At 69.2% G+C, this 20,987-nt stretch carries 16 protein-coding genes and 5 tRNA genes; 12 read left to right on the plus strand and 9 right to left on the minus strand.

The genetic code is table 11. The annotated features are described in order from the left end of the window. Positions 1-158: 158 nt before the first annotated feature. From phoU to ABD732_RS15720, 5 genes are all read right to left on the minus strand, one after another. Complete coding sequence (phoU, locus tag ABD732_RS15700; protein ID WP_344785428.1) at positions 159-821, minus strand: phosphate signaling complex protein PhoU; 663 nt, start codon at positions 819-821, stop codon at positions 159-161. Positions 822-921: 100 nt separating this feature from the next. Further along, positions 922-3,210: an LCP family protein gene (locus ABD732_RS15705; protein WP_344785429.1), complete on the minus strand. Its 2,289-nt coding sequence runs from the start codon at positions 3,208-3,210 to the stop codon at positions 922-924. A 73-nt stretch (positions 3,211-3,283) separates the two neighbouring features. Next, on the minus strand, positions 3,284-4,402 hold the full coding sequence (dusB, locus tag ABD732_RS15710) for a tRNA dihydrouridine synthase DusB (protein WP_344785430.1): 1,119 nt from the start codon (positions 4,400-4,402) through the stop codon (positions 3,284-3,286). Positions 4,403-4,513: 111 nt separating this feature from the next. After that, positions 4,514-5,509 (minus strand): acyl-ACP desaturase, encoded by a 996-nt coding sequence (locus ABD732_RS15715; protein ID WP_344785431.1) that lies wholly within the window; start codon positions 5,507-5,509, stop codon positions 4,514-4,516. 173 nt (positions 5,510-5,682) lie between these two features. Further along, on the minus strand, positions 5,683-6,213 hold the full coding sequence (locus ABD732_RS15720) for a nuclear transport factor 2 family protein (protein WP_344785432.1): 531 nt from the start codon (positions 6,211-6,213) through the stop codon (positions 5,683-5,685). A 118-nt stretch (positions 6,214-6,331) separates the two neighbouring features. Here ABD732_RS15720 and ABD732_RS15725 point away from each other — a divergent pair, with 118 nt between their 5' ends. Beyond that, positions 6,332-7,864 (plus strand): WS/DGAT/MGAT family O-acyltransferase, encoded by a 1,533-nt coding sequence (locus ABD732_RS15725; protein ID WP_344785433.1) that lies wholly within the window; start codon positions 6,332-6,334, stop codon positions 7,862-7,864. Positions 7,865-7,907: 43 nt separating this feature from the next. Here the strand turns inward: ABD732_RS15725 and ABD732_RS15730 are convergent, their stop codons facing one another. After that, complete coding sequence (locus tag ABD732_RS15730) at positions 7,908-9,950, minus strand: NAD(+) synthase (RefSeq protein ID WP_344785434.1); 2,043 nt, start codon at positions 9,948-9,950, stop codon at positions 7,908-7,910. Positions 9,951-9,986: 36 nt separating this feature from the next. On the opposite strand from ABD732_RS15730, the gene ABD732_RS15735 reads away from it, so the two are divergent. Continuing rightward, positions 9,987-10,565: a copper resistance CopC family protein gene (locus tag ABD732_RS15735; protein WP_344785435.1), complete on the plus strand. Its 579-nt coding sequence runs from the start codon at positions 9,987-9,989 to the stop codon at positions 10,563-10,565. A 61-nt stretch (positions 10,566-10,626) separates the two neighbouring features. Further along, positions 10,627-11,481: a CopD family protein gene (locus ABD732_RS15740; protein WP_344785436.1), complete on the plus strand. Its 855-nt coding sequence runs from the start codon at positions 10,627-10,629 to the stop codon at positions 11,479-11,481. Positions 11,482-11,499: 18 nt separating this feature from the next. Here the strand turns inward: ABD732_RS15740 and ABD732_RS15745 are convergent, their stop codons facing one another. Then, positions 11,500-12,447, minus strand: a complete 948-nt coding sequence (locus ABD732_RS15745) for an alpha/beta fold hydrolase (protein WP_344785437.1) — start codon at positions 12,445-12,447, stop codon at positions 11,500-11,502. An 88-nt stretch (positions 12,448-12,535) separates the two neighbouring features. On the opposite strand from ABD732_RS15745, the gene ABD732_RS15750 reads away from it, so the two are divergent. Together ABD732_RS15750 and ABD732_RS15755 are read left to right on the plus strand one after the other, a co-directional pair. Beyond that, positions 12,536-13,435, plus strand: a complete 900-nt coding sequence (locus tag ABD732_RS15750; protein WP_344785519.1) for an alpha/beta fold hydrolase — start codon at positions 12,536-12,538, stop codon at positions 13,433-13,435. Positions 13,436-13,462: 27 nt separating this feature from the next. Further along, positions 13,463-13,535: transfer RNA gene (locus tag ABD732_RS15755), tRNA-Lys, on the plus strand. A gap of 165 nt (positions 13,536-13,700) precedes the next feature. On the opposite strand, the gene ABD732_RS15760 is transcribed toward ABD732_RS15755, so the two are convergent. Together ABD732_RS15760 and ABD732_RS15765 are read right to left on the minus strand one after the other, a co-directional pair. Then, on the minus strand, positions 13,701-14,180 hold the full coding sequence (locus tag ABD732_RS15760) for an MmpS family transport accessory protein (protein WP_344785438.1): 480 nt from the start codon (positions 14,178-14,180) through the stop codon (positions 13,701-13,703). A 156-nt stretch (positions 14,181-14,336) separates the two neighbouring features. Then, positions 14,337-14,969 carry a TetR/AcrR family transcriptional regulator gene (locus ABD732_RS15765; RefSeq protein ID WP_344785439.1) on the minus strand — a complete coding sequence of 211 codons (633 nt, stop codon included), beginning with the start codon at positions 14,967-14,969 and terminating at the stop codon, positions 14,337-14,339. A gap of 259 nt (positions 14,970-15,228) precedes the next feature. On the opposite strand from ABD732_RS15765, the gene ABD732_RS15770 reads away from it, so the two are divergent. The 7 genes from ABD732_RS15770 (at position 15,229) to ABD732_RS15800 (ending at position 20,977) form a co-directional block, all read left to right on the plus strand. Next, positions 15,229-15,301, plus strand: a tRNA-Glu gene (locus ABD732_RS15770). Positions 15,302-15,339: 38 nt separating this feature from the next. Next, positions 15,340-15,416: transfer RNA gene (locus tag ABD732_RS15775), tRNA-Asp, on the plus strand. A 31-nt stretch (positions 15,417-15,447) separates the two neighbouring features. Continuing rightward, a tRNA-Phe gene (locus ABD732_RS15780) sits at positions 15,448-15,521 on the plus strand. Between the two features lie 59 nt (positions 15,522-15,580). Next, a tRNA-Asp gene (locus tag ABD732_RS15785) sits at positions 15,581-15,657 on the plus strand. A gap of 256 nt (positions 15,658-15,913) precedes the next feature. Further along, complete coding sequence (locus ABD732_RS15790) at positions 15,914-18,445, plus strand: ring-infected erythrocyte surface antigen domain-containing protein (RefSeq protein ID WP_344785440.1); 2,532 nt, start codon at positions 15,914-15,916, stop codon at positions 18,443-18,445. Next, on the plus strand, positions 18,445-19,809 hold the full coding sequence (locus tag ABD732_RS15795; protein ID WP_344785441.1) for an LGFP repeat-containing protein: 1,365 nt from the start codon (positions 18,445-18,447) through the stop codon (positions 19,807-19,809). Before ABD732_RS15790 ends, ABD732_RS15795 begins: the two co-directional genes overlap by 1 nt. A gap of 4 nt (positions 19,810-19,813) precedes the next feature. Beyond that, complete coding sequence (locus tag ABD732_RS15800; RefSeq protein ID WP_344785520.1) at positions 19,814-20,977, plus strand: zinc-binding dehydrogenase; 1,164 nt, start codon at positions 19,814-19,816, stop codon at positions 20,975-20,977. Positions 20,978-20,987: the final 10 nt, after the last annotated feature.

The raw sequence follows: 20,987 nt of genomic DNA on the forward strand, positions 1-20,987 counted from the left end.
GGGTGCCGCGCCGTCAAGAACGGGACCTCAAAACGAAACAGCCCGGATTCTCCCTTTGCTCTCGCCTATCGGCGGCTCTTCGTGCGGGGTGCCCCGTACCGATGCAGTGATCCCGGCCCCCGTGACGGGGACCGGGATCGGTCGGTCGGTCGGTACGGTCAGCTGACCTCGTCGAGCTGTTCGGGGGTCTTGCCGGTGGCCTGGAAGACCACCCGGCGGGCGATGGAGACGGCGTGATCGGCGAAGCGCTCGTAGTAGCGGCCCAGGAGGGTCACGTCGACGGCGGCGGCGACGCCGTGCTGCCATTCGCGGTCCATCATCACGGTGAACAGGTGGCGGTGCAGGTCGTCCATGGCGTCGTCGTCGTCCATCAGGGCGAGGGCATCCTGATAGCTCTGGCTCTCGAGCACGTTGTGCGCGCTCTGGGCCAGCTCCACCGCCAGGCGGCCCATCTCGACGAAGTAGCCGGCGACCTCTTCGGGGAGCACCTGGAACGGGTGGCGGCGACGGGCCACCTTGGCCACGTGCAGGGCCAGCGCCCCCATGCGGTCGACCTCGGCGACCAACTGGAAACCGCCGACCACGCTGCGCAGATCGCCGGCCACCGGCGCTTGCAGAGCGAGCAGCTCGAAGGCCATCTCCTCGGCCCGGGCCGATCGCTCGGTGAGCTGGTCGTGGTCGCTGATCACCTGCTCCGCGAGCTCCAGGTCGGCTTCGAGGAGGGCCTGCGTGGCCTGCTCCATCTCGTCGCCGACAATGTCACACATCTCGCCGAGCAGCGCATTGAGCGCGGCCATCTGCTCTTGATAGGCATCCCGCATGCGGCCAATCGTACGTGCGCCCCTCGCGGCCGGGCTGACCTGCGGGTGACGGCGGAATGAACACTGCCTGACGCCACCGCGACCAGTGGAGTGGCCCCGGTCAGGTGCAGGTGGTGTCGCCGGCGTTGGTGACCGACAGATCGTTCGGGAGGTCGCTCGAGTTGTCGACCTTCGGAAGCTGGCCGACCGACACCGTGCTGCCCGGATCGGGCGGCGAGGAGATGCTCGAGGTGCCTGCGAAGTCCGAGCCGAGGATGATCTCCACACCCGCCTTGACCGTCCGGTCCTCTTGGATTCGGGCGCCGGGGAACATCGCGGCGAGGGTGGCGGCCGAGTCCTTCTCACCCGCGCCGTAGCGCACGACGGTGTCGCTGCGCTTGTTGGAGGCGTCGGCCACGCCCGGGACGTTGAAGCCGGACGAGATCAGGGTGTTCATCACCGCGGTGGCCACCCCGGACTCGCCGGAGCCGTTGAGCACCCGGACCGAGACGTTGGTGGGGTACTGCGCGGTGGCCTCGGTCTTGCCGGTGCTGGCGGGCGCCTTCGCCGCCGACGTCGCCGGAGCCTCGGCGGTCGAGGACTCACCGGACTTCTCCGGCGAGGTCTCCTTCTTCTCACCGGGCAGCGGCTTGTCGTCGATGATGGCGTCGAAGATCGCGTCGATGTCGTCGGTGCGCGGGATCTCGTTGTTCTCGCCGTCTTCGGTGGTTCCCGACGTGGGGATGGTCAGGAAGGTGACCCGTCCGGCTTCCACACCCTGCATCGAGTCGGCGAGCTGGATCAGCGAATCGGTGTCGACTCGGTCGACGGTCGAATACGTGATGAAGGTCTTGACGATCTTGTTCAGCTTGTTCGGATTCGACAGCACGTCGCTGGACAGCGTGGACCGCAGCAGCGAGGACATGAACAACTGCTGGCGTTTGATCCGGCCGTAGTCACCGTTGCCTTCGGCGGAGATGTTGCGGGCCCGCACATAGTTCAGGGCGCGGCGCCCGGTGAGCTTCTTGGTGCCGGCCTTGCGCAGGATGTAGCCGAGTTCGTAGTCGTACAGCGGCACGGTGGAACACACGTTGACGCCGCCGATCTCGTTGACCACCTTCTCGAAGCCCTCGAAGTCCATCGCGATGAAGTGGTTGATGTTCAGGCCGCTCATCTGCGTCAGCGTCTTCACCAGGCAGGTGGGGCCGCCTTCGGCGTACACGCTGTTGATCTTCACCCCGGTGGCGGCGGGGAGGTCGGTGCCGTAGTCGCCGGTCTCGGGATCCCAGTCCTGGCATTCGGGGCGGTCGACCTGCAGGTCGCGCGGCCACGACACGGCGACCACGCGGCTGCGGTCGGCGGGGATGTTCACCAGCAGGATCGTGTCGGCGCGGATGCCCTCGATGGTGGTGGTGTCGCCGCCGCCGAGCTTGGCGTTCTTGCCGGAGCGCGAGTCGGTGCCGACGATCAGGTACGTCTCGTCGCCGTACTGAGCGTTCTTGTCGCGGATGTTCGGGTCGTTGCCGTCGACAGCGGCGACGTTGTTCCAGCTTCCGTTCCAGCCGCGCTTGAGGTTCCACATGTAGCCGGTGCCGACCAGGGTGAGCACGCACGCCAGGGCCACCAGTACGCGGCCGGTGCTCCGGACGGCGGCCTTCCGGCCCTTGCCGGGGGTCCGTGCGGTCCGGCTCTGCCGCCGGCGCTTGGCGCGGGCACGCTTGAAGGCATCGGTCAGATCCGGGGTGGGCTCCAGGGGACGGCGCGGCCGTCGCGGCGCGGCCGCGGCGGCCTCGGGCTCACCGGCCTCGGCGGGGCCCTCGGGCGCCTGCCCGGCCGCGGAATCGCCTGCGGGGACGGCGGGTTCGGCGGTCGGCTCGGCCGGGCCGCGCGCCGGCAGCGGCGGCGGTGACGGAACTTGACCGCGGGACTCGCGCTGGGCGCGTTCGGCGGTGGCCGCCTCGGACAGGTCGACCGGCGGGGGAGTGTCGGCGACCGGAGGCAGGGCCTGGGTGACGTCGGCAGGCGGCTGCTCGGGGGGACGCTGAGCGCGGGGCCCGGGCGCCGGCGGCCGCTGGCCGGGCGGCGGGCCCGGTCGAGGCGGCGGAGGCGACTGCGCCGGGGCTGATGGCGACGGGGGAGATTGCGGCGGGGCTGATTGCGGCGGCGTGGGCTGATTCTCGACGCCCATCTGCTCCATCAGCTCGCGGACCGTCAGCCGGTCGCGGCCGGGGACCCGGCGTTCCCGGCGGACGGGTTCGCGCAGACCTTCGCGCCGTTCGGTGGACTCCGGATCGCCGAAGCGCGCACGGAAGTCGTACGACTGCGACGTGCGACCGGCACGGCGTGATCGCCGTGCGGGCCCCGAGGGGCCGTCCGGCTGCTGCGAGCCGGGTTCGTCGTCTGAGGTCACTGCCGTTCCTTAGCTTCGGGCTGGGCACATACTAATGGCCATAACTGAGAAGTTCCTGCGGGGCGTGGGCGTCTCAGCCGCCCGAGTGCATGATCTCGGCGCCCTCGGGGACGATGTCCTCCTCGGGGTCGTCGAGCCAGCCCTCCGGCAGCACCACGTGGCCGGGCGAGCCCTGGCGCCCGCGCGGACCGTGTCCGTCGCTCGGGAACGGGGCGTCGGGGTCGAGGCCGTCGATCAGTTCCTGCAGGTCGTCGAGGGTCGAGACGAGGGCGAGCCGGGAGCGCAGGTCGCTGCCGGCGGGGAAGCCGCGCAGATACCACGCGATGTGCTTGCGGATCTCCCGCATGCCCTTGTCCTCGCCGTGGTGTGCGCTCAGCAGCTCGCCGTGGCGGTACATGATCTGCCCCACCTCGCCCAGGTTCGGGGCCGGGGGCAGGGGCTCACCGCGCAGCCGCGCCGACAGTTCGGCGAACAGCCACGGGCGGCCGAGGCAGCCGCGACCGATCACCACCCCGTCGCAGCCGGTCTGCTCCATCATGCGTACGGCGTCCTCGGCTTCGAAGATGTCGCCGTTGCCCAGGACCGGGACGGTGGTGACGTGTTCTTTGAGGCGCGCGATCTGATCCCAGTGCGCGGTGCCCGAGTAGCGCTGCGAGGCGGTCCGGGCGTGCAGGGCGACCGCCGCGGCGCCCTCCTCGGCGGCGATCCGCCCGGCGTCCAGGTGGGTGTGGTGGTCGTCGTCGATGCCGATGCGGAACTTGACGGTCACCGGGATGTCGGTGCCTTCGGTGGCCCGTACGGCCGCGGCGACGATGTTGCGGAACAGCCGCCGCTTGTAGGGGATGGCCGAGCCGCCGCCGCGTTTGGTCACCTTGGGGACCGGACAGCCGAAGTTCATGTCGATGTGATCGGCCAGATCCTCGTCGACGATCATCTTGGCCGCCCGGTAGGTGTACTCCGGATCCACGGTGTAGAGCTGCATCGACCGCGGCGTCTCGCTGGGATCGAAGGTGGTCATGTGCATGGTGACCGGGTGGCGTTCCACCAGGGCGCGGGCGGTCACCATCTCGCAGACGTACAGGCCCGAGACCGTGCCGGTGCGGGCCTGCTCCAGCTCGCGGCACAGCACGCGGAAGGCGACGTTGGTGACGCCGGCCATCGGTGCCAGCACCACCGGGCTGCCAAGCTTCATGGCGCCGATCGAGAGTGCGGCCGGCCCGCCGGCGGGATGCGTGACACCGGCGCCCTCGGTGTACGAGGGCGCCGGTGTCAGCGTGTCGATAGTCAGTGCGTCGGCTCCGGCTCAGGAGGCTCGCTTGGCCGCCTTGGCGGCTTCGCGGGCCAGGGAGCGGTCGCGCATCTCCTCGAAGCGGGTGGCGTCCTTCTCCAGCTGCTCCAGGAACGCGGCGAGCTCCTCGCGGGTCTTTTCGCCCTCCGGGCCGAAGTCGGTGCGGCCGAAGACGTCCCACTTGCGCAGGACCGGCATCACGACCTCTTCGAGGTGCTGGCGCAGGTCGTAGATGCCGTGCTTGGCCATCAGCACGCCGTGCCGACGGAAGTTCGGCATGCCGGCGCCCGGCATCTGGAAGTTGGTGACGATGTCGGTGACCGCCCGCAGTGTCTGGTCCGGAGCGAGGTCCATGCCGGCGCCGCAGATGTTGCGGTAGAAGATCATGTGCAGGTTCTCGTCGGCGGCGACGCGCTGCAGCATCCGGTCGGCGATCGGGTCGTTACACGCCTTGCCGGTGTTGCGGTGGCTGACACGGGTGGCCAGCTCCTGGAAGGTCACGTAGGCGACCGAGTGCAGGATGCCCAGGTCCTCGCCGTGCTTCTGCATCTCCTCGACGCGGTCGGCGCCGGCGGCCAGCTCGGGGGCGTAGCCGTTGGTCATGTGGATCATGCGCGCCTCTTCGAGGGCGACCGGGTCCACGCCGCGGGTCACCACCAGGTAGTCGCGCATCACGATGCCGTGGCGGTTCTCCTCGGCGGTCCAGCGGCCGACCCAGTGACCCCAGGCGGAGTCCATGGAGAAGTTGTCGGCGATCTCCCGGTGGTACGAGGGCAGGTTGTCCTCGGTCAGCAGGTTGGTGATCATCGCCGCCTTGGCGACATCGCTGAGCTCGGACCGCTCGGGGTCGTAGTCCTGACCGCCCAGGGCGGCGAAGTCCTCGCCGTCGGACCACGGGACGTAGTCGTGGGGGTTCCAGTCGCGCGCCACCTTGAGGTGCCGGTTGACGTTCTCTTCGGCCGTAGGCTCCAGCTCCCGCAGAAGCTCGAGTTGCGTGAGTTCACGTGCCATCGGTGATTCCTCTTGATCGGGGGACATCCCTGCCGGTGACGCGGATCGCCGTCAGGTCTTGCTCGTTCCAGGCTACGTCAACAGTTAGGTCGTCCCAAGTCTCTCAGCCAGGATGCGCGGCGATTCTCCGCTGTCGCCGCTGCCCGGACTGTCGCTCGCACCGACCGCAGATGTTACGCATCCGTAGGTTTGGTGCGCGGCGCGAACATCGCACCGTAGGTCTCCATCCAGTCGCGGGCCGGCTCGTCGAGCGTGCCGCACGCTGCGGCGCGCTCGCACCAGGCATAGGTCATCTGCCCGAACTCCATCGGGTTGTATACGTCCTCCTCGGCGCTCCAGAGGCCGTCGCCGGCGTAGGTGAGGATGGTGATGTTGGTGGCGTTGAACACAGTTCCGTCGCCCGGGTCGCGCATCGGATTGTCGACCTCGCAGATCACCCGTGCGGTCTCCGGGTCGCAGACATGCCACAGCGCCGGATACTCGGTCATGTGACTGCCCGGGAAGGAGGTCATCGTCTTGGTGACCCACGCCCGGATCGCCTCCCGTCCGGTGAACGTGCCGTAGGCGTGCTCGATGTAGTGGGCGTCCTCGGTGAACTGGTCGGCCCACCGGTCCCAGTCGCGGCTCACGGCCACCTCGGCGACGGTCTGCTGGAAGGCCGCGAAGGCCTCGGCGAGTTCGACAGAACTGAAACGTGTTCTCATACTGGACGAGGGTAGGGCGTTCGGCTTCTCAGCGGGCCGGTACGACACCCCCGGCGCGGGACTAGTGTTTATCTGTCGGGCTCGTGCGCGAGCGACGAAGACGAACGGGGAGAACTGAATGGAACGGCTCAGCGGCCTGGATGCTTCCTTCCTTTACCTGGAGACACCGTCGCAGGTGATGAGCGTGGCGGCGATCATGCAGGTCGATCCGGCGACCATTCCGGGGGGCTACACCTTCGAGAAGATGCGCGCCGAGATGGCCCGCCGCGTCAAGGGGCTGCCGATCTTCCGTCGCAAGGTGGCCAACTCGCTGGCCAACATCGACCACCCGGTGTGGGTGGAGGACGAGGACTTCGACATCGAGCGGCACGTGCATCGCATCGCGATTCCGTCGCCCGGCCGCCTGCAGGAGGTGGCGCAGATGTGCGCCCACCTGGTCGGTCAGGAGCTCGACCGCAAGAAGCCGCTCTGGGACCTGTGGGTGCTCGAGGGCATGGAGGAGGGCCGCCTGGCGCTGCTGATGCGGATGCATCACGCCTCGGTGGACGGTGCCACCGTCGCCGACATCCTGGGACAGCTGGCCACCGCGGACCCCGAGCCGCCGGAACTGGACCCCGAGGCGGTGGCCACCACCGCGGGGTCGGCCCCGCGCGCTGAGATCGCCATCGGCGGCGCGCTCAACTACTTCATCCAGCGGCCGATCGCGGCCATGAAGCTGATCCCGAAGACGCTGCCGGTGCCGGTGGAGTGGATCAAACGGGTGCGCTCGGGAGACGGCATGCCCGCCCCCTTCGAGGCGCCCCGGACCCGATTCAACGCACCGCTGACGCCGCGGCGCTCACTCGCGCTGACCCAGCTGCCGCTCGACGACATCAAGCGGATCAAGGACCACTACGGCGTCAAGATCAACGACGTGGTGCTGGCGGTGACCGGTGGTGCGCTGCGCACCTACCTGGCCGACCGCGGCGAACTGCCCGACGATCCGCTGGTCGGCCTGGTGCCGGTGTCGGTGCGCGGCGCCGAGGAGAAGGACCTGGTGGTCACCGGGACCAACAAGGTGACCGGCATGTTCACCCGGCTGCCCACCACCGTCGCCGACCCGGTCGAGCGCATCCGGGTGGCCCGGATCTTCGCCAACCAGGCCAAGGCGCACCACGAGGGCGTCGACCCGAACATGCTGCGGGCCTTCGCCGAGTTCGCTCCGGGCAACACGCTGGGCGCTCTGATGCGGCTGTACGCCGACCGTCGCCTGTCGGTGCTGCATCCGCCGGTGTTCAACACGGTGATCTCCAACGTGGCCGGCCCGCCGTTCGACATGTACTTTCTGGGCGCCAAGGTGGAGGCGGTCTATCCGCTGGCGCCGATCTTCCACGGCCTGGGTCTCAACATCACCGTCTTCTCGGTCGCCGGCAAGCTCAACGTCGGCTTCCTCACCTGCGCCGACCTGACCCCGGACATCTGGGATCTGTGCGAGGCCTTCGAAAGGCAGGTCGGCGAGCTCCTGGCCGTCGTGGACTCGGACGAACAGAGCGCCGAGGTGGCCGAGGCCATGGATGCGGCTGTGCGCGATGCGGCCGAAGCCGCGGTGATCGAGGAGATCCCGGTGATCGTGGACGTCATCGACGCGGACGACGATCCCGCCGACGGCTGACGTCCCGGCCGGGACCGGGGGCCGGACCGGAATGTGGCCGGCGCTAGTCCAGTGCCTGCAGCCACACCGTCGACGGGGCGTCGGACGGAGCCCGCCAGTCGCCGCGCGGCGACAGGGAGCCGCCCGAGCCGATCTTCGGCCCGTTCGGCATGGCGGTGCGCTTGAACTGGTTGGCCATGAAGCGCTTGAGGAAGATCTCGAGCCAGTGCCGGATGGTGGCGTCGTCGTACCGGTGGCGTTCGCCCTCGGTCATCATCGACGGCCACGGGCCGCGCTCGCGGTCGCCCCACGCCTGCCCGGCCAGGTAGGCGATCTTTGCCGGGCGGTAGCCGAAGCGGGTCAGGTAGTACAGGAAGAAGTCGTGCAGCTCGTACGGGCCCACCGTGTCTTCGGTGCTCTGCACCGTCCCGTCGGCGCCGGCGGGCACCAGCTCCGGGGTGATCACGTCGGCCAGGATCTCGCGCAGCGCCGCGACGGTCTCGGCGGAGAATGCCGCACCGGTGGTGTCCGTGGTGGAGGCGGCGTCGATCATCCACCGGATCTGGTGCTGGATCAGCGACTTGGGCACCGAGCCGTTCACGTTGTAATGCGACATCTGGTCGCCGACGCCGTAGGTGCACCAGCCGAGCGCGAGCTCGGACAGGTCGCCGGTGCCCAGCACGATCCCGCCGAGCAGGTTCGCGAAGCGGAACAGGTGGGAGGTGCGTTCGCCGGCCTGCACGTTCTCGAAGGTGACGTCGTAGACCGGCTCGCCGTCGGCGAACGGATGCCCCAGATCGGCCAGCATCTGCCGGCACGACGGCCGGATGTCGAGTTCGGTGCCGGTGACGCCCAGGCTGTCCATCAGCACGTGGCTGCGGGCCAGCGTCGCCTCGCCGGTGGCGAAGCCCGGCATGGTGTAGGCGTGGATGTCGGTGCGCGGCAGCCCGAGTCGGTCGAAGGTCTCCACCGCCACTAGCAGCGCCAGGGTGGAGTCCAGGCCCCCGGACACCCCGATGACGATCTTGCTCAGCCCGGTGGCGCGCAGCCGCTGCGCCAGCCCCTGCACCTGGATGTTCATCACCTCGCGGCAGCGCCGCTCCCGGTCGGCGTCCGAGGACGGGACGAACGGGAACCGTGGCACCACACGGGCCAGCTCGCCGGACGCCTGATCGAGGTCGCCGAGCGTGAATGAGATGCGGCGGAAGCCGCGCGCCTGCTCGGCGTAGTCGCCGACCTGGTCGCGCAGACTGATCATGCGGGCGCGCTCCTGCCGGAGACGGTCCAGGTCGATGTCGGCGGTGATCAGCTGCGAGGTCATGGCGAAGGCCTCGCTGCGCGCCAGCAGGGAACCGTTCTCGGCGATCAGCGCGTCACCGTCCCAGGCGAGATCGGTGGTGGATTCGCCGAACCCGGAGGCGACGTACACCTGCGCGGCCACGCACCGGGCGGACTGCCCGGTCACCAGGGCTTCGCGGTAGGTCTCCTTGCCGATCGTCACCGGGCTGCCCGACAGGTTCACCAGCACCGTCGCCCCGGCCAGGGACGCCCAGGTGCTGGGCGGGATCGGCACCCAGCCGTCCTCGCAGATCTCCGCGTGCACCCGGAAGCCGGGCAGGTCGGCGGCCTCGAAGATCAGGTCCGTGCCGAACGGGACGTCGCGGCCGCCGATCATCACCGAGTCGACGACGGCGTCGCGGGCGGCGGCGAAGTACCGCTGCTCGTAGAACTCGCGGTAGTTCGGCACGTACGACTTGGGGGTCACGCCCAGGATCTCGCCGTCCTGGATCAGGACCGCGCAGTTGAACAGCGCATCGTCCACGCGCAGGGGAGCGCCGATCGCGACCAGCGGCCGCAGACCGACGGTGGCGCCGGCGATCTGGTCGATCGCCACCATCACCGCGTCGAGGAGGGCGTCCTGCTGCACCAGATCGTCCACGCTGTAGCCGCACAGCCCCAGCTCGGGGAAGGCGACCAGGGCGGCGTCCGCGTCGTGGGCGTCGCGGATCAGTGCGATGGTGCGTTCGGCGTTGCGCTGCGGGTCCGCCAGAGCGAGCAGGGGCACCGCGGCGGAGAGGCGGGCGAAGCCGTGGGAGTAGACCGACACGGGCTCTACGGTAACCCGCGTGGCAGCATGGGGAGCATGTTCACCTCGGTCCTCGTTCCCGTTCGCCCGTCCCGTCGGTCTGCCAAGCGCCTGTCCGCGCTGAGCGCCGTCGTCGCGGCGCTGGCCCTGGTCGCGGCCCTGCTTGGCGCCGGTCCCGCCGCAGCGCATTCGGCGGCGGTGGGCTCGAGCCCGGAGAACGGTGCGCAACTGGATCGCTCACCCGGCGAGGTCTCGGTGACCTTCAACGAGGACCTGCGTCCGGAGTACGCGGTCCTCAAAGTGGTCGGGCCCGACAACCACTTCTGGCAGCAGGGCGAGCCCACGGTCAGCGGCCAGGTGATCTCGGTGCCGGTGAATGCGCTCGGCCCGGTGGGCGAGTACAAGGTCAACTTCCGGGTCACCTCCGCCGACGGCCATCCGGTCCAGGGGCAGCGAACGTTCACCCTGACCGTGGCCGGCGACGGCGAACCCGGCCCGCTGGCCGACGCCGAGGAGCTGGCGGTGACCGGTGACGACGGCGGTTTCCCGCTCTGGGGGATCGTGGTGCTGGTGGTCGTGGCGCTGGTAGTGATCGCGGGCGCGATCGTGCTGGTCCTGCGGCGCCGGGGAGCCTGATCTGACGGCGGCGACCGGCCCGGCGCGTGCCTGGGCGCCGCTCGGCGCGGGCACGCTGGGCGTGCTCGCCGGGCTGGTGCTGTGTGCCGTTCTGGCCGGTGTCGCCGGCCCGGAGGCCTCGGCGTGGCCCGGCGGTCTGGCACTCGGCGCCGCCTGCCTGCTGCTGGGGCTCGGAGCCCTCGGCTACGTCGACGCCGAACCCTCGCGCGCCCTGATCGCCGCGACCGCCGGCTTCTGGGGTGGCGCCTCGCTGATCGCGGCGTGGCTGCAGCTGGCCGAACGGTCCGGCCGGTCGCCGGCGGAGCTGCGCGTCGACGACCTGGTGATCGGGGTCGAGTCCGGGCTCGGCCTGCTGGTGTGCGTGGCCGGGGCGATCGTCGTGCTGGCCTGGGCCTACCGGCCGTTCGCCCCGGAGATCCTGGTGGCCGTGGTCGCCGCGGCCGGCGTAATGGCGATCGCCACCACCGGGCACGCCGCCACGGGGGTCTGGGCGCCGCTGCTGGTCGGCGCGCACGCGCTGGCCGCGGCCTGGTGGGCAGGCACGCTCGCCGCCCTCGCCCTGACCGTCCGCGGCCGCGGCGGCTGGGCCCGCTCGCTGCCCGGATTCTCCCGGTACGCGCTCGTCGCCGTCGCCGTGCTCACCGCCACCGGTGTGCTCGCCGCCCTCGGTGAGCTCGGCTTGAGCGCGGACTGGGTGCAGACCGGCTACGGCCGCGTGGTCCTGGCCAAGGCGGCGGTGCTGGTGGCGGCGGTGATGCTGGCCGCCCGGCATCGACGCACCTGGGTGCCCGGGGCCGCCCGGCATCGCACGCCCGAGGACGTCTCGCTGCGGCGCGCGGTGAGCGAGACGGCGCTGCTCGCGGTGGCGCTCGGATTGGCCGCCGGGCTGGCGGCCACCGCGCCCGGCGTGGGCTGAGCGGCGCGCGGCCGGGCCTCAGACGGTCGCGGCCTCCTGCGCCACAGCCCGAACAGCGGGGGCAGCGGGCCACGCCGACAGCAGCTGATCGATGATCTCCACCGACATGCCGAGGGTGCTCAGGTGGCTCTGCCCGGGAACGGTCACCAGGGTGGCGTTGGGCAGCAGCGTCGTCATGTGCACGCCGTGCGAATGCGGAATGATGTTGTCCTCGTCGCCGTGCCACCAGACCACCGGGGTGGTGACGTCACCGATCCGGAAACCCCAGTCCTTCACGAACAGGGACAGGTCGGCGAACGGCGCCTCCATGCGCCGGCTGCCGCCGTGTAGGAGGTCGTCGAGGAACATCGCCCGGAACTCGGGGCGCGACAGGAGTTCGCGGTCGGCGTCGGGGGACAGCCGGCCGTAGGCGGAGATGGCCGGTTCGGCGACGGGCCGGGCGACCGACAGCACCGCGCTGACCACCTTGCCCACCGGGCCGGCCATCTTGGTCAGCATCGGCTCCATCGCGCGGACGTTGTCCACTGCGCCGCCGGCGATCCCGTCCGGCCCGGTCACCGGTGCCACCCCGCCGACGACGGCCGCCGAGACCACCCGGTCGGGCAGGAAGCGGGAGACGGCGAGCGTGTAGGGGCCGCCGCCGGACAGCCCGATCACCGAGCAGCGCTCGATGCCGAGAGTGCTCAGGACGATCTGGAAGTCGCTGGTGAAGTCGCTGATCGAGGTGTAGCGGTGGGCGGTCGACGAGCCGACGCCGGGCCGGTCCAGTCCGATCAGCCGGAAGCCGCGCTCCTCGGCGTACTCGCGAGCCTCACAGGGGATCTGGCGGCGGGCGCCGGGGGTGCCGTGCAGCCACACCACCACCGGACCGCCCGGGGCACCGAATTCTGAGAAGCCGATGCGCCGGCGCCGCTGGTCGCCCACGGCGACGGAACCTTCGAGTTTGGGACGGTCGATCGCGATCACGGCCGTCAGTATCGCAGCAATACCAGGCTCAGGCGAGACGATTCACAGGATTTGTCTAAGCGGGGCGAGTACCGTCGAATCCGTGGGTATCAAGTCCAGTCCATTGGGTTCAGTCAAACGAGCGCTGGGCCATGTCGTGAGCCCGTATCCCGTGCGGGATCTGCCCGCCGGCGAGTACCTCGAATTGCCCGGCCGCGGCACCACCTTCATCACCGACGCCGGCCCGCGCGAGGCTCCGGTGCTGTTCCTACTGCACTCGGTGGCCACCACCGGGCTGCTCTGCTGGTACCCGGTGATCCCCGAACTGACGCGGGAGTTCCGCGTCATCACCATCGACCACCGCTGGCACGGCCGCGGGATCCGCTCGGCCGACTTCACCCTCGAAGCGTGCGCCGACGACGTCGTCGCTGTGGCCGATGCCCTGGGGGTCGGCCACTTCACCGCGGCCGGCTTCTCGATGGGCGGCGGCATCGCCCAGCTCGCCTGGCGCCGGCACTCCGACCGCGTCGACGGCCTGGTCCTGTGCTCCACCGGCCCGTACTTCTCCAGCCTCGATCCGGAGGCGCTGGCCCGCGACGTGAAGGTGGGGTCGATCGCCGCGCGGCTGGACCGGTTCCTGCCCGTGCCGTCCGATCAGCGGCTCGACGACTGGTCGCAGCACCCCGCCAAGTGGGGGATCAACCAGTTCCTGTCCACCCCGATCAGCAAGCTGGGCGCGTTCAGCGAGGCGATGGCGAGCTTCGACTCGCGGGACTGGCTCGGCGAGATCGACGTGCCGACCGCAGTGGTGATCTCGACCCGGGACAAGACCGTTCCGCCCGAGCGGCAGTCTCTCCTGTCGGAGGGCATCGTGGACACGCTGGACTTCCCGGTCGACGGCGGTCACGCGTGCTGCGTGATCGGCGCCGACAAGTTCGTGCCCGCCTTCGGCGACGCGGTGCGTTCGGTGCTCGCGCGCCGTCGTGCCCCGGCCGTGCTCCTGCCCTAGACCGGCGGTAAACTGCCTTTCGCGCACGCCCCTATAGCTCAGTTGGTAGAGCTACGGACTTTTAATCCGCAGGTCGTAGGTTCGAGCCCTACTGGGGGCACTCATCGGAACCCCCGTCTGGCCGTCAGGGCCGGGCGGGGGTTCTGCTGCTCACGAGCTCAGGCGCCGGCGCGGTGTGGGCCGCTGGCCGGCGGTGGATGTAAGAAGCCCCGACCACTCCTCTCGGGAATGGCCGGGACTTTCCCAGACTGGCGAGTCAGTGCAACTAGCCGACGTCTCCCGAGCACGAGGCGCTAGCGGCTGGGCCGCTCGCGGTATTGGTGTACTTGACTGCGCCGTCCACCAGGATCTCGCAGGTCACGGTGCTGCCTGTGGCGGCTTGGAAGTTGTTGGTCGCGGTCAGCGAGGCGGTTTTGCCGAGCCCGTCGATGGTGACTTCCTTCTCCCAGGGCAGGGGGACCTCGGTGTCTTGCGAGATGTTGAAGTTCGCGTCGCTGTAGGTCACCGACACCGGACCGCCGTCACCAGTGACCCTGTAGGTGACCTCCACGGTCCGCTTCGATTCCTTGTCGATCTCGTTGGCGACACCTCCGAAGAGAGCCATGCATCCCCCGATGAAGAGGATGAAGATCAGAATGACGCCACCGAGGATCCACGGCCACACCTTCTTCTTCTTGGGCGCCTGGTACTGGGGCGGAGGTCCGGCCGGGTAGGGCTGCTGCGGTCCGGGAGGAGGCATGGTCATGGTCAGGTCCTTCAACAGTGAGGGAGTGGGGTGTCTTGCTGTTGGGACGCTACGTGCCCGTCCTCACGGTGCCGTCATGTCGTCCGTTCGGGCTACGTCGTGCTCGATATCGCGAATGTCGCTGAGCGCCGGGCCTTTTCAAGGCCGACGGTCCGGTCAGTCGGACCCGTAGAGCTTGAGGAAGGCGTCGGTGGCGAAGCGGGCGCGCGCGGCGACGGTCTCGCGGTCCATCGGCGAATCCCCGAGCAGGGTGCGGATCTGATCGTCCTGCATCAGCAGGCCGTAGAAGATCTTGGCGCCGACGAGCGGGTCGTCGAGGTTCAGGTGTCCGGCGGCGGCCGCGCGGGCCATGTAGGCGGCCAGCGCGGGGCGTCCCCGGTCGCCGCCGCCGGCCAGCAGCGTCGGCCGCAGCGTGGGGTCGGACATCGCGGCGCGGGAGAGGGCCAGCGAAAGTTCGCTCTGCAGGACCGGCACCAGCTGTTCGGCGACGGCGATGAGAACCGTCCGTGGATCCGCCTCGTCCAGGAGGTCGGCGTGCAGGGGGGAGACGCCGTTGTCGTAGTTGCGCTCGATCACCGCGCGGAGTAGCCCATCGCGGTTGTCGAACCACGAGTAGACGGTGCTCTTGGAGGTGCCGGCGCGGGCGGCGACGGCACTGACGGTGAAGTCCTGGTAGCCGTTCTCCACCAGAATCGCGGCCGCGGCATCGAGCATCGCGGACCGTCGTGCGGCGAGCTCGTCCTGTCGGGGCCGACCGCGCCGCCGTTGACCGGGCGGGTCGTCGTCCATGAGACGATCCTACGCTGCGGTGTTAGACTCCAATCGGAACCGAGGGGTACGAATGCCGCCTTCGCCGGATTTCGCTCCGGAGATCGGTGTTCTTCACACGTTCCACCGTGCCCGGCGGCGACGAGCGCACCTCCTGCGAGCGGGGAGGAGTGCTCGCCCGCCGCTCCGGGCGCCAGTCGTCAAGTCCGCACGGACCAGGCGATTTGTAGTTTTCGGAGCCTGTGCCATACGCTGATCAAGCTCCCAACGAGGACACCTGGCCCCCTTCGTCTAGCGGCCTAGGACGCCGCCCTTTCAAGGCGGTAGCGCGGGTTCGAATCCCGTAGGGGGTACGCTTCGCGGCCGAAAGGCTGCGGGGATAACTGAACAAGGCCCTGTGGCGCAGTTGGTTAGCGCGCCGCCCTGTCACGGCGGAGGTCGCGGGTTCGAGTCCCGTCAGGGTCGCCAGGTTTGGCGTCGGCATGACCGTCAACCATCTGGCCAGGTAGCTCAGTTGGTACGAGCGTCCGCCTGAAAAGCGGAAGGTCGCCGGTTCGATCCCGGCCCTGGCCACGCGGACCCCCTAGTTCAGGGGGTCTTCTCGTGCGTCGAGCGCGAGCACAATTACACATGGCCCTGTGGCGCAGTTGGTTAGCGCGCCGCCCTGTCACGGCGGAGGTCGCGGGTTCGAGTCCCGTCAGGGTCGCCATGTGAGGAGTCGCGGCAGTGCGTTGAGCACTGCCGCGACTCTCGTGTTTCGGGGCCTGTTCCGGGGAGAATCCCGGTGTCTGAATAGCCTCTCGACGGGTTTCCACGCGGTCCGCACTGCTCAAGTACGCTGACCTGGCTACGATTCTTGATATCGGGCGTACCTCACACCACACTGGACACACCGTGGCGTGGGTCGATCTACCGTTTCACCGGGCCCGATGGGGTGCACGGAGGCTGGTACATAGGGAGGCATTGTGGCTAAGAACGACCGCAGGGATTCGGATCCGAGCCCGAAGGTCGTCGACAACGTCGTCGATCGCGAATTCACCGTCGAGAGACTCGTCGAGAATCCGGTGGAGCGTGTCGTCGACAAGCCCGTGACCATGGAGCGCGTGGTCGAGCGTCTGGTGGTCGACACGGTCGACATGGTGGTCGACAAGCCGACCACGGTCAGCCGGCTGGTCGAACGCCCCGTCGTCACCATCGTCGACTCGGTGGAGGACAAGCCCGTCGAGATCAGCCGCCTGGTGGAGCGTCCGGTCGTCAGCGTCCGCGACGACGTGCAGGACGTCCCCGTCGACGTCTCGCGCCTGGTGGAGAAGCCCGTCGTCACCATCGTCGACGATGTCACCGAAATGCCGGTCGACGTCTCGCGCCTGGTGGAGAAGCCGATCGTGAACATCGTCGACGACGTCGTCGACACCCCCGTCGACGTGTCCCGGCTGGTGGAGAAGCCGGTGGTCACCGTGCTCGACGACATCGTCGAGGTGCCCAAGCCGGTCTCACGGCTGGTGGAGAAGCCCATCGTCACCGTCGTCGACGAGGTGGTCGACAAGCCCGTCGACGTCTCACGGCTGGTGGAGAAGCCGGTCGTCTCGATCGTCGACGACGTGACCGACAAGCCCGTCAACATCCAGCGGCTGGTGGAGAAGCCGATCGTCTCGGTGGTCGATCAGGTCACCGAGCGCGAGGTGGACGTCCCCCGCCTGGTGGAGAAGCTGGTGGTGTCCTTGGTCGACGAGATCGTCGAGCGCGAGGTGGACGTGCCGCGGCTGGTGGAGAAGCTGGTCGTCACCGTGGTCGACGAGGTGGTCGACGCCCCGGTCGAGGTGGACCGTCTGGTGGAGAAGCTGATCGTCGACATCCACGACCAGATCGTGGAGAAGGACGTCACCATCGAGCGGCGCGTGGAGAAGCCGCTGGTCACCATCGTCGACCGCGAGGTGGAGGTCCCGGTCGAGAAGATCGTCGAGAAGGTGATCGAGAAGCCGGTCGAGAAGATCGTCGAGGTGATCGTCGAGAAGCCGGTCGAGAAGATCGTCGAGAAGATCGTCGAGGTCCCGGTCGAGAAGATCGTCTACAAGATGGTCGAGAAAGAGGTCGAGAAGATCGTCGAGGTCGTCGTCGAGAAGCCCGTGGTCAAGGTGGTCGAGGTCCCGCGCGAGGTGGTCGTCGAGCAGATCGTCGAAACCCCGGTGGAGAAGATCGTCGACCACGTGGTCGAGCGGGTGGTCGAGCAGCCGAACGTGATCGAGAAGGTGATCGAGCAGCCCGTCGACCGCATCGTCGAGCGCGTGGTGGAAAGGCCCAACATCATCGAGCAGGTGGTGGAGAAGCCGGTCGACCGGGTGGTCGAGCGGGTGGTGGAGCAGCCGAACGTCATCGAGGAAGTGGTCGAGAAGCCGGTCGACCGGACCGTCGAGCGGACCGTCGAGACGCCGAACGTGATCGAGAAGGTGATCGAGAAGCCCGTCGATCGCATCGTCGAGCGGGTGGTGGAGCAGCCGAACATCATCGAGAAGGTGATCGAGACGCCGGTCGACCGTGAGGTGGAACGGATCGTCGAGGTCGTGAACATCGTCGAGAAGGTCACCGACCAGGAGGTCGACCGCGAGGTCGAGAAGGTCGTCGAGAAGCTCAACATCATCGAGAAGGTGATCGAGAAGCCCGTCGATCGCATCGTCGAGCGCGTGGTGGAGCAGCCGAACGTGGTGGAGAAGATCGTCGAGACACCCGTCGATCGGGTGGTCGAGCGGGTGGTGGAGCAGCCCAACATCATCGAGAAGGTGATCGACAAGCCCGTCGACCGGATCGTCGAGCGCATCGTCGAGAAGCCGAACGTGGTGGAGAAGATCGTCGAGAAGCCGGTCGACCGTGAGGTGGAGCGGATCGTCGAGAAGCCCAACGTGGTGGAGAAGGTGGTCGACAAGCCGGTTCAGCACGTGGTCGACAAGGTGGTCGAGCGCCCCGAGATCGTGGAGAACCTGGTCGAGAAGAAGGTGACCCGCGAGTTCGACAAGATCGTGGAGAACCCGGTCCTGGTCGAGAACCTGGTGGAGAAGAAGATCAACCAGGTGGTCGAGCGGGTCGTGGAGAAGCCGGTCTTCGTCGACGTGGAGAAGGTCGTGGAGCGCCCGGTCTACGTCGAGGTGGAGAAGATCGTCGAGAAGCCGATCGAAAAGATCGTCGAAGTGGTCGTGGAGAAGCCCGTCTTCGTCCGCAGGGTGGTGGAGAAGGAAGTGGAGCGGGTCATCGAGGATTCGGAGACCACGCGCACCGTCACCCATGAGGCCCGCGGCGGCGACGAGGTGCGAGCGCACTTCCTGGAACGTGACGAGGTGACCGACTCCGATTGGCTCGACGCCCGCACCGGTGCACACCCGACCGACGGCTACGCCGGATCCACGTCGCCCGCACTGGACGACCAGGGGCCGCTGGATCCCAAGTACGCCGTGCCGAACGACGACGCCGAGGACGGCGACGAGTCGCGGGGCCGTCACTCCTGATGAGCAGCGTCGGGGGGCGGCTGGTCCGCCCGAGCATCGTGGTGATCGCCGTCGTGTCGCTCCTGCTTGCCGCGCTGGCGGGGGCACCGGCAACACGTGCCGATGCGCGCACGGACGCCGCTGCGGCGATCGACGCCTACGCGGCGCAGCCGCAGCACAGCGCGGATCTGGGTGCGCCGACCGGCGAGGTCAGGTCGGTCGCCGGCGGCGGTGCCCAGACCTTCGAGAACGGCACCGTCTACTACTCGGCGGAGACCGGGGCGCACGCCGTCCTCGGCCGGATCGCCGTGCGCTACCGCGCCGTCGGCGGGCCCGCTGCCATCGGTTTCCCGACCGGTGACGAGCAGGCCGTCGGCGAGGGCCGATACAGCGAGTTCAGCGCCCCCGGTGGAGCGGCGATCTACTGGAGCCCGCAGACTCGGGCTTCGCTGCTGACCGGCGCCGTTCTGCGCGCCTGGCAGGCCTCCGGCGGTGTCGAGGGGCCGTTCGGCTACCCGACCTCGGACACCTCGTACACGGGCCGCTTCGACGAGGCGAGCTTCGCCGGGTCGGAAGGGACGCAGATCGAGTGGTCGTCGACGGCCGGGCTGACCACGGTCCCCGCCGAACTGGCCGACACCATGCCGCAGATGGCGCAGGCCGCGCGGGAAACGGTTGCGCCGAGCCCGGTGGCCGACCGGACGCGATCGGGCGACGACGACCAGTGGTGGCAGCCCTGGTGGCAGTGGCTGATCGTGGCCGCGGCGCTGCTGATCCTGCTGATCGCTTTGGGTCTGATCCTCCGCCTGGGTAGCAAGCGGAAGGCTGCACGCGCGCACGGCACCGACGTGCGCTCCGGGGGAGCGGCACCGGGCAAGGCCGCTGTTCCGGCGGCCGCCGCATCCGCCACGGGCGCCCGGACCAAGACCAAGGCGACGACCAAGACCAAGGCCAAGACCAAGACCAAGACCAAGGCCAAGACCAAGGCGAAGGGCGAGACCGAGATCAAAGACAAGACCGAGACCACGGACGCCGACCACGAGGTGGTCGCCGCCGCTGCCGCCGAGGCCGAACCAGAGCCCGCGCCGGAACCCGAGCCGGTCGCTCTGCTCAGCGACGAGACCGCGCTGGCCTCGGAGATCGTGGTGGCCTACTCCTCCGACAGCGACGCCGGCCTTCAGGTGGCCTACGAGAACAACGCTCTCGGCGGGGACCGGTCGAGCAGCGACGATGCGACGCACGCCTGGCTGCACGGTGCCGAGGAGCGGGAGGACGGGGAGACCGAAGACGAAGAGTCCGCCGAGGCCGAGGAGCACCCGGCCGAGGACGTCACCCCCGAGGACGACAGCGCAGAGGACGACAGCGCTGCGGCCGAGCGTGAGTGAGCAGATGAAAGCTGCGGTCTGCCGCGAAGGCGAGTTCACGGTGCGCGAGCTCCCGCAGCCGGCGCCGGGGCCGCAGCAGGTCTTGCTGCGGGTGTTGCGGGCCGGTATCTGCGGCTCGGACCTGCACGCCCGGGTGCACTGCAACGACGCTGCCGATCTGGGGCGAGAGGTGGGCTACGACCACTTCATGCGCGCGGACCAGGACGTGGTGATGGGGCACGAGTTCGTCGGCGAGGTGGTGTCGTACGGCCCGGACTGCCGCAAGCGCTGGAAGCCGGGCGCGCGGGTGGTCTCGCTGCCGATCCGCCGTGACGGCGACGAGGTGCAGATGACCGGCCTGTCGGCCAAGGCGCCCGGAGCGTTTGCCGAGTACCTGCTGGTGGACGAGAACGTCACCATGCCGGTGCCCGACGGACTGGATCCGGAGTCGGCGGCGCTGACCGAGCCCCTGGCCGTCGGGCTGCACGCCGTGGAGCGCAGCGACATCGGCCGCGGGGAGGTCGCCGTCGTCGTCGGCTGCGGCCCGATCGGGCTGGCGGTGATACTTATGCTCAAGGCCCGCGGGGTCAAGACCGTGGTGGCCAGCGACCTGACGCCGGAGCGACGGCGGCTGGCGCGGGTGTGCGGCGCCGACATCGTGGTGGATCCGGGCCGCGACGATCTCGCCGATGCTGTCCCGGCCCGCCGCACCCACTTCTCCAGCGGACCGGCTCTGCTCGACTTCGCCCTGGACTCGATGCGCAAGCTCCAGGTGATTCCCGGGGTGCCCTGGTGGCACCTGATGTCGCTGGGCGAGCGCCTCGGGCAGGTCCCCAAGGGACCGGTGGTCTTCGAATGCGTCGGTGTCCCCGGCATTCTCGACGGCCTGGCCGCGCAGATGCCGTACCGGTCCCGGATCGTGGTGGTCGGCGTCTGCATGGAGCCGGACACCATCCGGCCGGCGCTCATGTCGAACAAAGAGATCGATCTACGGTTCGCGTTCGCCTACGAGCCGGACGAGTTCCGGGCGACGCTCCACCTGCTCGCGGACGGCAAGATCGACGCCCGCCCGCTCCTGACCGGGACCGTCGGACTCGACGGTCTCGCGGCAGCCTTCGACGCCCTCGGTGACCCCGAAAGCCACGCGAAGATCCTGATCGATCCAGGCTCGGCCGTCGCCGAGCTCTGACGATCCGCCC

The organism is Gordonia caeni, assembly GCF_039537105.1.
Lineage (GTDB): Bacteria > Actinomycetota > Actinomycetes > Mycobacteriales > Mycobacteriaceae > Gordonia > Gordonia caeni.